This window comes from Mycoplasma sp. 1578d (assembly GCF_024582695.1).
GTDB lineage: Bacteria > Bacillota_I > Bacilli_A > Mycoplasmatales > Metamycoplasmataceae > Mycoplasmopsis.
Genome location: NZ_CP102081.1, coordinates 535,949 through 551,767, shown reverse-complemented (window position 1 = coordinate 551,767; position 15,819 = coordinate 535,949). Strand labels below are relative to the sequence as shown.

Genomic DNA, 15,819 nt, shown 5'->3' with positions numbered 1-15,819 from the left:
ATGAAATTTAAATTCAACCAAAAAAACAAACAAATCGAATATCGATTTGTTTGTTCTAATCAAACTAAAGACTTTGAAAAGAAAACCAACTCTCAATCGTATATTAGATATGGAATTAATGATTATCGTGATATTTCCAAAATTGTTACTTGCGGCTTAATCTTAGCTTTAGCCTTAATTTTTAGCGCTATTAGCAAATTTACCCCTAACGTTTTTAGCTTTTTACAATTTAACTTTTCATTAATTCCAATACTTTTTGGATTTTATGTAGTAGGCTGGAAATATGGATTAGCCATTATTTTTATTAACTTTTTAATCTCTCCCCTTTTTAGTTCATCAGCCCAAAGTTTTGATATTCGCTATATTGGACAATTTAACTTATTAATTTTACATTTAGTCTTTGTTTTTGTCCAGATTTACTCATTCAAATACATTTTAAAATTTGTTAATTATCAATTTAATGCACCGCAAAATAACAGAGCAAAATTGTTCAGACTATTAATTGTTTATTCTCTTTCAATTAGTTTTACTGTTATTTTTACCACACTGTTTTTAAGTACAGCTAATACCTTTTTTATTAATTTAGTTTACTTTAAACTCTTCTTTAAAATTCCTTTTTCACTACAAAGTACAATTCAAAAGTATCCAGACTTTAAATTTTTATTTTTAAATATTAATAATTATTTTGCTGGATCGTATACTTTATATATTATTTTCAATATTATGAACCTTTCCCTTAATTTAGTTATTATTACATTGATTTGAGCTTTAGATTGAAAAACTCGTGTGATTACTAATTTAAAACATAAGCACAATATTTTTTATTAATTTTGATCAGGAGATTTATGGACAAAGAATATAACTTTTGAGATATTGACACCAAGTGACAGCAATATTGAGATGTACACAAAAGTAATGAACCGCTTGATAACTTTAATTTGCCCAAAAAGTATATTTTAAGTATGTTTCCGTATCCAAGTGGAAAAATTCACATGGGGCATGTGCGTAATTATTCAATCGGCGATGCTATCGCTCGCTTTTATCGGCGTAAAGGCTTTAATGTCTTTCATCCATTCGGCTGAGATGCATTTGGTTTACCAGCTGAAAATGCTGCTATTAAACGTCAAATTCACCCTGAGCAATGAACCTATCAAAATATTGCTTCAATGGATCAAGAAATTAAAAAGCTTGGAATTTCAGTAGCCTGAGATTATGAACTAATCACTGCAAATACAAGTTATACTAAGTGGGAGCAGTTTCTTTTTATTAAACTTTGAGAAAAAGGGTTGATTTATAAACGGAAAAGTTTATTAAATTTTTGTGAGCATGATAATACTGTTCTAGCAAATGAACAAGTCATTGATAATAAATGTTGACGTTGTGATAATGTCATTATTCAAAAAGAACTTGAAACTTATTATCTTAAAATTACTGATTATGCTGATGAATTATTAGAAGAATTAAACTCATTAAAGAAACATTGACCAGACCAAGTTCTTTCAATGCAACATAATTGAATCGGTAAGAAGCAAGAATATAAATTTGTACTTAATCTCACTAATCACCTTGATAATAGCACTTTACAAATGCCAATTTATGAAAGCGATTTAACCAATGTATTAAATGCAGATTTTATTGCTTTAGGGACTAGCAATTCATTGGTGCAAAATCTCATTAACCAAAAGTTTTTCACTCTTGAACAAACTCAAATAATTGAACGAATTAATTCAAATATTAATAATAAAATTTTTAGTGATAAATTAGCTTTAAAATTACCTTTTAGTGCTAAAATTGAGCATAGCAATATTAGTTTAGACTTATATATAACTGATTTTGCAAGTGTTCATTTAACCAAAACTGCTCAATTTGCCTCGAGCAAAAATAAAACTCAATCAATTTTTATGCAAACAAACCATATTCCTGTTTTAAACAAGCAATTGCATGAAATTGATAAAGACAAACTTACTTTAGAAACTAAATACAATTTACGTGATTGAGGAATTTCTCGCCAAAGATACTGAGGAACTCCAATTCCGTTAATTCACTGTCAAAAATGTGGGACTATACCAGTAGATCTTAACTCACTTCCAATAACTCTACCTAAAAATGTTACTTTTAATGGACACGGGAATCCATTAGATCAAGTGTCAGAATGGATCAATACAACTTGTCATGTTTGTGGCTCAAAAGCAAAACGCGAAACCGATACACTTGATACATTCTTTGAATCAAGTTGATATTTTTTAAGATTTACCACTCCAAAAACTTTACGTTTAAACACTATTTTTAGCAATAAAGATTTAAATTATTGAAATCAAGTTGATGAATATATTGGTGGAATTGAGCACGCTATTTTACACTTATTATATGCTCGCTTTTTCACTAAAGCTCTAGCTGATTTACAATTAATTAATTTTAGAGAACCATTTAAAAACTTACTCACTCAAGGGATGGTGCTTAAAGATGGGGCTAAAATGTCTAAATCAAAAGGCAATACTGTTGAACCTTCGACCATTATTGCTAAATATGGTGCCGACACTACTCGTTTATTTATTCTTTTTGCTGCTCCACCAACAAAAGAACTTGAGTGAAGTGATTCAGGGATCAATGGAGCATTTAAATTTATTAAACGACTTTGAGAACGTTCGTTTGAAGTGAATCCGCAATGTGATTATAAAAATATTGTTCACTCACAACTCACTGAGCAAGAACAAAAAGCACGACACAAACTTTATCTAGGTCTAATCAAACAAAATGAAATCTTTTTAAATCGTCAAAACGAATACGCTTTTAACACCTTGATTTCATGAACAATGGAAACGCTTAATGAATATGATAAAATTAATAATTGCACGTTAATTACCGAAATGTTTTATGTTCTACTTAATATTCTTGAACCCTTTATTCCACATTTTGCTTGAGAATTATCGAACAAATTTTTTGATTTAAAAAATTTATATGATTTTTCTATTGATTCAGTAGCACTAGAAGTTTCGCAAGTTTCATATGCAGTAACTATTAATGGAAAATTCAGATGTGAAATTTTAGTTGATAAAAACACATCTAAAGAACAAATTCTTGATCTTGCTAAAAATCAAGCTGCTAAATGATTAAGCAATGCAACCATTGTCAAAGAAATTTTTATTCCAAATAAATTAATTAACTTTGTTGTGAAACAATAAAAACGAAAGAGAAAACCAATGCAAACTAAACAAACAAAAAAAGATAAAAAAGTTCACTACATTACCACTGACATGGATAATGTAGCTTTTCCAGGGGCAATTCACTCAATTAATATTGATTTGAAAAACGAACCAGCTAATAAAGCTCGTTTGGAATTATTTAAAAAACTTTATTCAGATACTGATTCGCAACTATTAAACGAATTTACTGAAAATTTAGTAATTGTTTATCGTGCTGGTCGTTTTGATAGTTATCCTGAAGCCAATCAAACTATGCAAGAATTTGCAATTGGCACCGACGAAGACACTAAATTAGATTTATATTCTACTGGCTTACTTGTTAAAGTGATTACAATTGAACAAAAAAATAATGAATATGTACTCATTTACAAAGCACTTGCTCAATTTGAAATAAGCAAAATTAAATCTGCAATTACTTTAATTGCAGATCAAGATAATCCAACTAAAGAAGCAATTAATAAAAATTTACTTGACGGGAAAGCTGATTATGAACTTCTTTTAGCTTCGGATATTAAAGAACATTATAAAGAATTAAAAAGTCAAAATTTTAGCATTTTATTAGGTGATTTTGTTGAAAAACCGGCAATTAACAAAGCTGATTTTACTAATTCAATGTTCCAAGAACTCCCAAATGACAAAGCACAAACAACAACAATTAAAAACATTGTCAAATTTTATAAATCTCATCCTGCATTCAATGCAAGTGATGAGATTAACTATAATTTTGATATTGAATTTACTATCTTTAGTTTTTTAAGCAAACTTGTGGCTCCAAATATTTTAAAATATAAGCTTTTATACGAATTTCACTGAGATTCCTTTGATGAATTTAGTAAAACAGTTCAAAAAAACATTTACTTTTTAGCTTCAATTGAAAACAAAATTAACCGTAAAATTGCCACTAAACTTAATGAGCAACAAGATGATTACATGTTAAGAGAAAGATATAAAACTCTTAAAGATATGGTCGTTAAAGAAGCTGAATTGGATGAATATCAAGAAACTCTTAAAAACGCAAAATTATCAAAACGTTATCCACTGTGAATTCAAAAATCCATCGAAAAAGAAACTAATCGGATTTCAGAAATGATGATTACTTCACCTGAAGTTAATATCACTAAAACTTATATTGATTTAATGAAAAAGCTTCCTTGAAGAATTACTCAAAAAGAAAAGCTGGATATTAATAAAGTGCAAGAAACCTTAGATAAATATCACTATGGACTTGGTGAAGTTAAAGATCGGATTATTGAACACATTGCTGTGTTAATGAAAGCTAAGCGAGTTTCAAATGAAACCGCTAAAAAACGGATTAGTGTTGACAAAAACACTGAAATTGATTTATCTTTATTTAAAGAAAATGAAAATGAACTTGTTTCATTTAATAATGTTCCAATTTTGACTTTAATCGGGCCTCCAGGAACAGGAAAAACTTCATTATGTAAGGCTATTGCTGAAGCTTTAGGAAGAAAAATGGTTAAAGTTTCGCTTGGTGGAGTTCGTGATGAAGCCGAAATTCGTGGACATAGAAAAACTTACGTTGGAGCTATGCCTGGGAAAATTATTAAAGCAATTCAAAAAGCCAAAATTTCTAACCCAGTTATTTTGCTTGATGAAATTGATAAAATGTCTTCAGATGCTATTAAAGGTGATCCTGCCAGTGCTATGCTTGAGGTGCTTGATCCTGAGCAAAACACTAAATTCCAAGACCATTACCTTGAGCATGAATACGACCTTTCAAAAGTTATTTTCATTGCTACAGCCAATTATTACGAAGGAATTCCTGAAGCTCTTTTAGATCGGGTAGAATTAATTGAAGTTCCAGCATATACACTTAGTGAAAAAATGCAAATTGCACGCAAACACTTACTCCCAAAAGTAATTGAACAAGCATATATCAATCAAGATTTATACAATATTTCTGACGATATGCTTAGATATATTATTAATCATTATACCCGTGAAAGCGGAGTTCGTGGATTGAAAAAAGTGCTTGATAAAATTGCTCGGAAAATTAGTAAACAAACTGAATTTGATAAAAGTATTACTCACTTTGAAATTGAACCTAAAGTATTAGACGAATTTTTAGGACCAATTATTTATAATACCGAAAAATCTGAACCTGAATATGGTTCTGGAGTGGTTAATGGACTTGCTTACACTTCTTATGGTGGTTCATTACTTCAAATTGAAGTGAATATTTTCCCAGGAAAAAGTGAGCTTAAACTAACTGGGTCACTTAAAGAAGTAATGCAAGAATCAGCTATGATTTCACTTTCATATGTACGAGCTAATGCTGAAAAATTCGGAGTCCAAAAATTTAACTTTGACGAAAACATTATTCACATTCATGTCCCTGAAGGAGCTACTCCTAAAGACGGACCAAGTGCTGGAGTTACCTTTACTACAGCAATTTTATCAGCGATAAAAAATTATCCAATTCCTACAAGTTATGCAATGACTGGTGAAATTACCTTGCGTGGAAGAGTTCTTGAAATTGGTGGTTTAAGGGAAAAATCATTTGCCGCATACCAACGGAAAATAAAATATGTTTTCATCCCAACTGACAATCAAAGAAATTTACTTAAAGTTTCAAATGAAATTAAAAGTAAAATTGTTTATATTCCAGTTGAAACTTATGATGATATTTATAATGTCCTTTTCCTTGGGCAAGAACCAAAACAACAAATCATCACTTGTGAAAATGCAGAATAGTTCTGCATTTTTATTTTTTAAGAATATATTACTAATTTAAAGAGTATTTTTATGATAAAATTATTAATAAATTCTGTGTATTAAATTACAGAAATTATACAAACTTTAATATGCTTTAAATGTGGATAAATGGTTTTACATTGTAAAATTCACTATATATTTACAAGTTTTATGTTATTAAATAATTGATGAAAAGGATTTTAATATGAGTACAAGTAATGTTCAAAAGCCATTTAGCTCAAAATCATTTCTTTCTTTTGGAATTAATTATATTGCTGGTTTTGGTTTTATCGCTACTGCAATGTCTTTATTTTCATTAGGATCATTGTGAATTTTAGTCTTTGCAATTTGTTCTTTAATTGCTTTTGCTGTCATGCTTTCTTTTTCAAAGATGTCAGAAACTTCAAGTGATCGTTTTGGAGGACCTTATATTTATGCCAGTGAAGCATTCGGTCGAAAAAGCTTAGCTTCAAGAATGTTTGTTTTTCTCACAGGTTGGAATAATTATCTTGGACCATTAATGTATTCTGCCGCTGCTCCATTGTTTCTTATTTCAGTTTTTGCTGATTTTATTGATACAAATAACCCTGGAGCAAAATGAGGTTTAATTATTGCTGGATTAGTTATTTTTGTTTTAATAGTTTTTATCTCGACTTTAGGTTATAAACTAAGTAAAGGTTTAGTCTTATTTTTTGCCACTATTAAGTGATTAATTATTGCAACTTCAATGGTTTTTGCTATAGTGTTAATTGCTCAAACAGCAGGAATTGGGTTTTCAGAGAATTATCTACTATCATATAAAAATACACCAAATGAAATAAACTTATCTAAATTCATCACAATAATCACTGCTTTTTTCTTTTCGTATGTTGGACTTGAAGACATTTCAACCATGTCACCCGAAGTCAAAACCAAATCATTTAAAAAAATTTTAAATTTAATTTTTATTGTTGTTTTTATCATTTATGCAGTTGGACTATTAATTTTTAGTGGCTTACCAATTGGAAATAACCAAGGATCAGAAACACAAACAAGAATTAAAAGTTATTCAGATATCTATAGAGCTGTTGGTGGAATCACTGCACTTTCATTTTTTGCGATTGGTTCATTTTCAAACTCAATTGCTTCAAGAATCTCGATTACTTTAGCAAATTCATTTAAACTTGTTCCCTTGTCAGAAGATGGCTATTTACCTAAATATTTCCTTGTCAAAAACAGCAAAAATAAATTTTCAAGAATTATTTATTTAACCTTAATTCTTACATTAACTTTAATGTTTTTAATCTTTTTTGTCTCGCTAGCTAGTGGATCGAGAGATTTTAACTCAGCAGTTTCAAAATCTGCTTCAATTGGTGGAGCAAGTGCTCTTGTTCAATATTTCCTTGCTTTTATTACCTTTTTTGTCTATCACTATAAAGGAAAGTTAAAAGATAAAAATAATTGAAAAAATATCGCTTCCTTGATTATTCAATCAATTTCCTTAATTTTAATTTTGATGATTTTGTTTTTATTCTTTTTCCCAATTGACACAAAAATTGTCGATGGCAAAACAATTGTCTTCTTAAATTGAACCATTCAAAATACACTTAATATCACCCTTTATCCATTGGTTTTATTACTTGGTTATGTTTTATTTTTCATTGCTGAACACACTTGAAAAAGAGAAAATCAAATTAATTTAACTTTAATTCAAACTTCTCGAACTCATGCTATAAAGAGAAAATATCAATTTTTTAGTACTAATTCATCAAGCAATCTTGATCAAGAAAACCAATAAAATATTAATTAAAACCTAAATTTCAACGCCTGTAAATATACAATCTATATTTAAAAATGGTAAAATTATTAAACAACTTATATCGTTAATTAGAGTCTATTATATGATTACAGATATTAATATTAATAAAAAACCTTTTAGTTCTAAACAATTTATTGGGTTCGGGATCAATTTTATTGCCGGATTTGCATTTGTTGCAATCGTCTTATCGTTATTTTCAATTGGACCATTGTGAATTTTAGTCTTTGCAATTTGTTCATTAATTGCTTTAGCTGTTATGCTTTCATTCTCAAAAATGTCCGAATCATCACCTGAACGTTTTGGAGGACCGTATATTTATGCCAGTGAAGCATTCGGGAGAAAAACACTAGGTGCTAGAATGTTTGTTTTTCTGACTGGATGAAACAATTATGTTGGTCCTTTAATTGCTTCAGCAACAGTCCCTTTATTTTTAGTTTCAGTTTTTGCCTCGTTTATTGATAAAAATAATACCACTGCAAAATGAGGATTAATTCTCGGCGGATTATTTATTTTTGTCTTTTTAATTTTTATTTCGACTTTAGGTTATCAATTAAGCAAAGGGTTAATTTTTACTTTTGCCTTTGTTAAATGATTAATTCTTTTTAGTTCATTAATTTTTGCTATAGTGTTAATTGCTCAAACAGCAGGAATTGGGTTTTCTGAAAATTATTTATTAACCTATAATAACAAACCACGAGAGATTAGTTTACCTAAAATTGTTGCCATATCAACTGCCTTTTTCTATGCATATGGTGGGTTTGAAGATCTTGCGTGTATGTCACCTGAAGTCAAAACAAAATCTTTTAAAAAGGATTTAAACATCATTTTTATTATTGTTTTCATTATTTATGCATTTGGGATTGTTATTTTTAGTGGCTTGCCAGTTGGTGATGGCTCATCCCGAGCATCAATTAGAATTAAAAATTATTCAGATGTATATCGAGCTGTTGGTGGAATTGTAGCGCTTTCATTTTTCGCCATTGGATCACTTTCAAATTCAATCGCTTCACGCATATCAGGATCATTAACAGCTTCATACAAACTTGTTCCCTTGTCAGAAGATGGCTATTTACCTAAATATTTCCTTGTCAAAAACAGCAAAAACAAGTTTTCAAGAATTATTTATTTAACTTTAGCTTTATCATTAGGTTTAATGATACTTATCTTTTTCGGATCATTAATCAATGACAAAACTGATTTTGATTTAGCTGTTACAAGAGCAGCCGGAATTAGCGGAGCAAGCGGATTATTCCAATATGTACTTGGATTTATCACCTTTTTTGTTTATTATCATAAAGGAAAAATTAAAGATAAAACCAATTGAAGAAATATAACTTCATTGATTATTCAAATAGTTTCTCTTGTTTTGATTTTAATTATTTTATTTATCTTCTTTTTCCCAATTGACACAAAAATTGTCCAAGGAAAATCAATTGTGTTCTTAAATTGAACCATTCAAAATACACTTAATATCACTCTTTATCCAGCGGTTTTACTACTTGGTTATATTATGTTTTTCATCGCTGAACATAATGCTAAAAAGAACACTCGAATTAATTTAACTTCAATTCAAAATTCTCGAACTCATGCATATAAGAGAAAGTACCAATTTTTTGTTTTTAATTCCCATAATGAATTTAAACAGGATATTAATCAAAACCCTTAATCATTCAATGTTTAAATCAAAAATGCACTTATTTGCATTTTTGATTCCTTATATAATATATTCCTAAAAAGGAATATATATTTTTATGATAAAATAAAGATAAATTTATAACTAATCAAAAGTGATGCAACTATGAGCAAAATAACTTCATACAAAAACAATCAAGCAATTTACGATAAAGAAAAAGCTTTAAATTATTTAAACACCATCAAGCTATTTCTTAAAAACAAGGTTAAAAAAGCCAATGCTAAAGGGGTTGTAGTTGGAATTAGTGGAGGGATCGATTCTTCGTTGGTATATACCATTGCAAAACAAACCTTTCCAAATTCAACCATTGGTGTTGTCATGCCTATTATCAACATGACGGAAAATGATTTAAAACACATTAAGGAATTAGAACAAGCCACTAATAGTACTTTTTTAATCAAAGATCTTACTCAAACTTTTGAAATTTTTTTAAATCAACTTAATTTAAGTAATCATTTAGCCATTGCTAATATTAAACCTCGATTACGTATGACCACATTATACGCAATTGCGCAAGAAAATAACTCATTGGTTTTGGGAACTGATAATGCAGATGAAGTCTTTGTTGGATACTTTACTAAATACGGAGATGGAGGAGCTGATTTATTACCAATTAGTAAATTAACTAAAGGAGAAGTGAAATTTTTAGCTTCATTGCTTAATGTTCCACAAAGTATTTTAGATAAAGCTCCTTCAGCTGGACTTTGAGAAGGACAAAGTGATGAAAATGAACTTGGATTTTCGTATGATCAATTAGATTTTTACATTAACCATTTAAACGATTCTCAAAGTATTCAAAAACATATTGAACCCAAAATTGTTGATAAAATTCAAAAATTACACAAGAATTCACAACATAAACGAGATAAAGTTTATACACCAAAAAACGTTAAATAGGAGATAAAAAAGATGGCCGGACATTCACACTCAGCAAATATTGCACACCGTAAAAACGCTCAAGATGCCGCACGGGGAAAAATTTTTCAAAAACTTTCTAAAGAAATTTTTGTAGCCGCTTCTGGAGCAGGCGGACCTGATCCAGAAAAAAATCCAGCTCTTAAGTTAGCAATTTCTAAAGCACGAAGTAAAAACATGCCCAAAGATAACATTGAACGTGCAATTGCTAAAGCTCGCGGGGATAAAGGAGCTTCTTCGTTTGTGGAAACAGTATTTAATGCTACTGTTACTGGCGGAGCTACTTTTATTGTAGTAACTCTATCAGATAATTTAAATCGGGTAAAGTCAAATATTCAATCATATTTTAATAAACAAAACGCTACTTTAGGAAAAACCGGACAAGTACCTTTTGCTTTTGATAAAAAAGGAATTATTGAAATTGATAAATCTTTAGTTGACGAAGAAACTTTAATGCTTATTGCCCTTGAATCTGGTGCTGAAAACATTGAAACTACTGAGCAAAGTTTTGTAATTACTTCTTTACCGGAAGAATTTACTAACTTAAAAAATGCACTTGAAGAAAATTTATCAATTAGCGATTTTATTCAATGTGAAGTGACATATTTACCAAATATGTATGTTGAATACGAACCTGAAAAGCAAGCAAAATTGCTTGAATTTGTCGATAAACTTAAAGAAGATGATGATGTCCAAGAAGTTTATCACAACATTGGACTCACTTAATAATGATTCATTTTTTAAAAGATCTTTATGAAAGCTTATGAATTTTAACTTCAAGTAGTGGTACAGCTAAATTTATTATTGTACTCATTTTTTTAAGTATATTACTGTTTATTCCTATTGTTATCTCATTTTTATTTCCTTTACTAAAAAAACAACTTAATAAAAGTTCTAAAGTTTATTTATATGCTTTTACTACCGGATTCTTCCTGATTATGTCCACATTTGGATTTATGCGTGAATCGCTTGAAATTTCTTCAGTTTTTTCAGATGCCTTGCTTTCTGAAAATAAGACAAACCGTAGTTTATACATTTATCTTTATAATATTTTACTTGTTGGTGGTGGAGTTTTTATTGGAGTTTTATCAGCTTATTTTATTAAATTTGTGATTTCATACCGAATCAATCAAAAGTTAATGCAAATTCAAAAACTCCAAGTTTTTGTCCATGAACATTCAGATGAACACGGGCATGTCCACACTCACCAACACCCAAGTTATATTTTTAATAATCAAGATCGTAGCGAAGTGATTCAGGATACACTAACCGATAAAGTTGAAGCTAAATTCAAAATCATTGCTTTAGTTTTATTGCTAACTCACAGGATTCCTGAAGGATTGTTACTTGGTTATAATATTAATCTCTTGTTACAAGGTCAAAACAATTCGCTATCGTTTGTGTTCATTTTTAGCTTAATTTTGCATTTAATTCCTGAAGAAATGGTCTTTTATTATCGTCTGAGAGATAGTGGATTTGCTAAATGAACTTCACTTTTTATTTCACTATTGGGTTTATTTTTATTTCTGCCATTTATGCTCATTGGAGTGTACTCAGGGAATTTTATTAATTCGGCTTGAGAACTTAAATCGCTTATTTTTGCGGCCATTGGAGGGATCTTTTTATTTACTTCCTTGGTTGAATTTTTTCCAGAATTTTACCATTACAACATGGAAAAAAAACGTTGATTTAAAGTAATTGCAACTCTTTTTATCGGAGTCATTTGTGCTGTGCTATTACTTTCAATTCATACACATCAAATATCCTAAACAAGCAAAAACCTGCAAATGCAGGTTTTAATTATCCCTTTTTGATTTTAGGTTGATTTTTTAATAAACTCATAAAAATGAAATAAAAAACAATCTTATTTCCGTGTAATACAGAATTAAGATTGTTTAATAATTTTTAAAGTAAGTATGTATCTAGTTGACTATTTATTTAGATAATAATTTTTGTTTATCAATAAAAAGTCATTTGTTTCTTTAAAGTTTAATTTATCTTTAATCTCTACTTGAGTACCTTTTGGCACTGTTAGAACCTGATAAAAAATCTGTGGTTTTTTATCAGGTGATTGAGATTTCCTTGTAAAATTAAAATTAAATTCTCTTTCATTAATAAAAGCTAATTGTATTTTTGATGAATTAGAACTAGCTAATTTAACCAATTGATCGGGATCGTTTAATGACAACATGCTTGGTTTTTCAATTGCTCGTTGCACGATAATATCAGAACCTTTTAGTACGTTTTCTAATTTTTGACCATTTAAATAATTTTTTTCAAAATCATCAATTACTTGTTCTTTAGTTAAAGGGGTTTTGAGTTTTTGAGCAACTTGTTGAATTGGACTAGTAATAAATTCATCAAAATCATTAGTGGCTTTTATAGTATGTACCTTAGAATTTAACGGTAAACCACTTAAAGATTCATCAGTTAAATTATTTAAGAGTAAATTTTCCTTATATAAAATTCCTTGTTTGTTTTGTATGATATCTATTTTTCCCGAAATGCCAGAATAATATCAGTCATAAAACTGATCTGCTTTGTAATTATATTCGTGATATAAATCACTTAATAATTGATTGTTTTCTGATTTGGTTGTATATTTAAACTTAAATTTTCTATCTTTTGGAAGTAAAATAACGTTAAAAACACTTTGATTAGGCATAATATTCTGTGCTCTAGGGTACCCCTCTTTTTGAGTAATTCTAAATGCATTGATTCGTAAAATATTTACATGATTTTGTTTTTCTTCTTTGAGAGCGTAATTTAAACCAATAGGAGAGCGGTCCTCGTTTGATTCTAAAACTAGAATATTGTTGTTTTTTAAAACGTTCTCAATACTTTGACCATTCAAGAAATCAGTTTCAAAGATTTTTTTAATTTGTCCGTCAGAAAGAGTTTTAGGAAGTTTAAATTCTTTATATAACGAATTAATTTTGCTAATAATATGATTTGAAAAATCATCAATTGAGCTTATTAATAGTTTTCCCTCTTCTAAAACATTGTAAAAATATTTTCTCTCATGATATCAACTTTCAACAAATTGATCAAAGATAATGCTATTGTTCATTTTGATTCCTTGATCATGTTGTTTTAATCTAATTAAATCGATAAAATAAGGTGTTTTGCCTACCAAACTTTCTAAATAATCTTTATTTTTCTTTCGAAAAATACTAATTGAACAAGATGTAGTGAACACTGTTAATGCTGGCACACCAATTAAAATCATTTTTAATAATTTATTCTTTAATGACATATGTAAAAACTCCTTAACCAAGTTCTAGATTATTAATATAAAATCATCTTTATTATATAGAAAATTCTAACCACTTAAGAAGTTTTCCATAAATTACCACATTTTGATCACAAGTATAAAAAAGTTCCAAACTTTCTAAATTTCTAGAAAAAACAGGAAAAATGGATTTTAAAAACTAAATAAAAAGAACTTAGTTTTGTTGAACACAAGACTAAGTTCTTTGATAAATCTTGGTCTAACTTTAGACGTTTTATTACACAAAACTAAATAAACCTTTTGTTTATTTAATCGACTCTTTCTTATATTTATTTGGAATTGAATTTAGATTAATATGGCAATATCCAAATGGATTTTTATTAAGATAATCTTGATGATATTCCTCAGCAAGAGTATCATCAAGTACATTTAAAATTTCAATATAATTATCTTTTTTCTCTTGAGCTTTAAATTCATTATTTAATAAATTAAATGTATGTCTCATGGCTGGATCTTTACTATAAATTCCGATTCGATATTGAGCTCCTTTATCATTTCCTTGCTTGTGGTATGAATATGGATCAATAATGCGTAAAAAGAGTTCAAAAATATCTTTTTCGCTCAATTTAGTACTATCGTAAACTACTTTTACTGCTTCAACATGCGAAGAATTGTTGCATACTTGCTTGTATGAAACGCCCTCAAAACCACCATTAAGGTAATGGACACTAGTTTTTAAGACTCCGTTTATTTTTTGAAAATAAGCTTGGACACCTCAAAAACACCCTCCAGCTAAATAAATTTCTTTTTGCATGATAACCTATACTTTCTCTTGTTATGAATTAACTAGAATATTTCTCAAACAAATAATTTTTGAAAATATTATTTTTTGAAATATTTATACATATATTATAAAATACTTTACTAAAGTAATCCACTCAAAGTTGCTTAGATAGAATTAATAATTCCAAATATGGAAATTTTTTGAATTTTTTCCATATTTGGATTATTTTAAACCATTTTTTGTGCTTTTTTAAATTATTTGCATTTAAATTTCGTACAAATAAAATATCATATAATTATATCTTTATATAATTTAGCTTTTTAAGCTTATTTGTATAGTAGATGAATTAATTAAATACAATAAAACAAATTTTTTTATTTTTTAATTAAAAAAAGATATAAAAAAGGAGGATGATGAAAAAATTTGCAAGAACTGTATTAGGAGACATTGATCCAAAAGAATTAGGTGTTGTGGATTGTCATGATCACTTAATTAAAAACTATGGTCCTGAAGCACATGAACATCCAGATTTTGTTATGCTTTCAATTGATGCAGCAGTACAAGAAATGGAAGAATACATTGCTAAAGGCGGAAAAACCATGGTTACAATGGATCCGCCTAATGTGGGTAGAGATGTACATAAAATGTTAGAAATCGCTGAAAAACTTAACGGTAAAGCACACATTATTATGGCCACAGGTTTCCATAAAGCTGCCTTTTATGACAAAGGAGCTTCATGACTTGCTTTAGCTCCAATTGATGAAATTGTCAAAATGGTTAAAGCTGAAATTGAAGAAGGGATGGATGAACTTAACTACAGTGGACCTGTAGTGAAAAGATCTAAATCTAAAGCTGGAATTATTAAAGCCGGAACTGGATATGCTGCTATTGATCGACTTGAATTAAAATCACTTGAAGTAGCTGCTCGTTCAAGTATTGAAACTGGAGCACCAATTTTAGTGCACACCCAACTTGGAACTATGGCTTATGAAGCAGCTCAACACTTAATTGATTTTGGAGCAAATCCAAGAAAAATTCAATTATCACACTTAAATAAAAATCCAGATAAGTATTACTATGAAAAAATTATTAGCGAGCTAGGTGTTTCATTATGTTTTGATGGACCTGATCGTGTTAAATACTACACAGATGCTACTTTAGCAGAAAACATTAAATATTTAGTTGATAAAGGATATCAAAAACACATTACTTTATCACTTGATGCAGGTAGAATTCTTTACCAAAGACACTATGGGTTAACAAAAGGAAAACAAACCTTTGGTTTAGGATACTTATTCGACAGATTTATTCCTTTACTTAAACAAGTTGGAGTTAGTGAACAAGCAATTCAAGACATTTTAGTAAACAATCCAAGAGAAATCTTGACATTTGATGAAAAAAGAACTTTTGATCCTTCAAAAGTTAACCCAAGAGTTTTAGAATTAAAAAAACTTTTAAAAGTTAGTTAATCATTTTAAC

General features: G+C 28.8%; 11 protein-coding genes. 9 read left to right on the top strand and 2 right to left on the bottom strand.

All coding sequences use genetic code 4. The features are described 5' to 3' along the window. The 8 genes from NPA11_RS02170 (at position 1) to NPA11_RS02135 (ending at position 12,093) form a co-directional block, all read left to right on the top strand. A complete protein-coding gene (locus NPA11_RS02170; protein WP_257043198.1) occupies positions 1–828 on the top strand; it encodes an MPN527 family putative ECF transporter permease subunit in 828 nt (275 codons plus the stop codon). Positions 829–845: 17 nt separating this feature from the next. Then, positions 846–3,182 (top strand): leucine--tRNA ligase, encoded by a 2,337-nt coding sequence (locus NPA11_RS02165; protein ID WP_257043196.1) that lies wholly within the window; start codon positions 846–848, stop codon positions 3,180–3,182. Between the two features lie 18 nt (positions 3,183–3,200). Next, positions 3,201–5,918, top strand: coding sequence for an endopeptidase La (gene lon / locus NPA11_RS02160; protein ID WP_257043195.1), 2,718 nt, complete (start codon positions 3,201–3,203; stop codon positions 5,916–5,918). Between the two features lie 205 nt (positions 5,919–6,123). Further along, positions 6,124–7,695, top strand: coding sequence for an APC family permease (locus tag NPA11_RS02155; protein WP_257043194.1), 1,572 nt, complete (start codon positions 6,124–6,126; stop codon positions 7,693–7,695). Positions 7,696–7,798: 103 nt separating this feature from the next. Then, a complete protein-coding gene (locus NPA11_RS02150; RefSeq protein WP_257043193.1) occupies positions 7,799–9,382 on the top strand; it encodes an APC family permease in 1,584 nt (527 codons plus the stop codon). Positions 9,383–9,514: 132 nt separating this feature from the next. Next, a complete protein-coding gene (gene nadE, locus NPA11_RS02145) occupies positions 9,515–10,306 on the top strand; it encodes an NAD(+) synthase (protein WP_257043191.1) in 792 nt (263 codons plus the stop codon). Between the two features lie 12 nt (positions 10,307–10,318). Beyond that, positions 10,319–11,050 carry a YebC/PmpR family DNA-binding transcriptional regulator gene (locus NPA11_RS02140; RefSeq protein WP_257043189.1) on the top strand — a complete coding sequence of 244 codons (732 nt, stop codon included), beginning with the start codon at positions 10,319–10,321 and terminating at the stop codon, positions 11,048–11,050. Between the two features lie 2 nt (positions 11,051–11,052). After that, the gene (locus NPA11_RS02135; protein WP_306429070.1) at positions 11,053–12,093 is read left to right on the top strand and encodes a ZIP family metal transporter; all 1,041 of its coding nucleotides are present in this window, start codon (positions 11,053–11,055) and stop codon (positions 12,091–12,093) included. A 161-nt stretch (positions 12,094–12,254) separates the two neighbouring features. On the opposite strand, the gene NPA11_RS02130 is transcribed toward NPA11_RS02135, so the two are convergent. Further along, positions 12,255–13,580 carry a hypothetical protein gene (locus NPA11_RS02130; RefSeq protein ID WP_257043187.1) on the bottom strand — a complete coding sequence of 442 codons (1,326 nt, stop codon included), beginning with the start codon at positions 13,578–13,580 and terminating at the stop codon, positions 12,255–12,257. 280 nt (positions 13,581–13,860) lie between these two features. Continuing rightward, the gene (gene msrA / locus NPA11_RS02125; RefSeq protein WP_257043185.1) at positions 13,861–14,370 is read right to left on the bottom strand and encodes a peptide-methionine (S)-S-oxide reductase MsrA; all 510 of its coding nucleotides are present in this window, start codon (positions 14,368–14,370) and stop codon (positions 13,861–13,863) included. A gap of 383 nt (positions 14,371–14,753) precedes the next feature. On the opposite strand from msrA, the gene NPA11_RS02120 reads away from it, so the two are divergent. Further along, positions 14,754–15,809 (top strand): phospho-furanose lactonase, encoded by a 1,056-nt coding sequence (locus NPA11_RS02120; RefSeq protein WP_257043183.1) that lies wholly within the window; start codon positions 14,754–14,756, stop codon positions 15,807–15,809. The last annotated feature ends 10 nt before the right edge of the window (positions 15,810–15,819 follow it).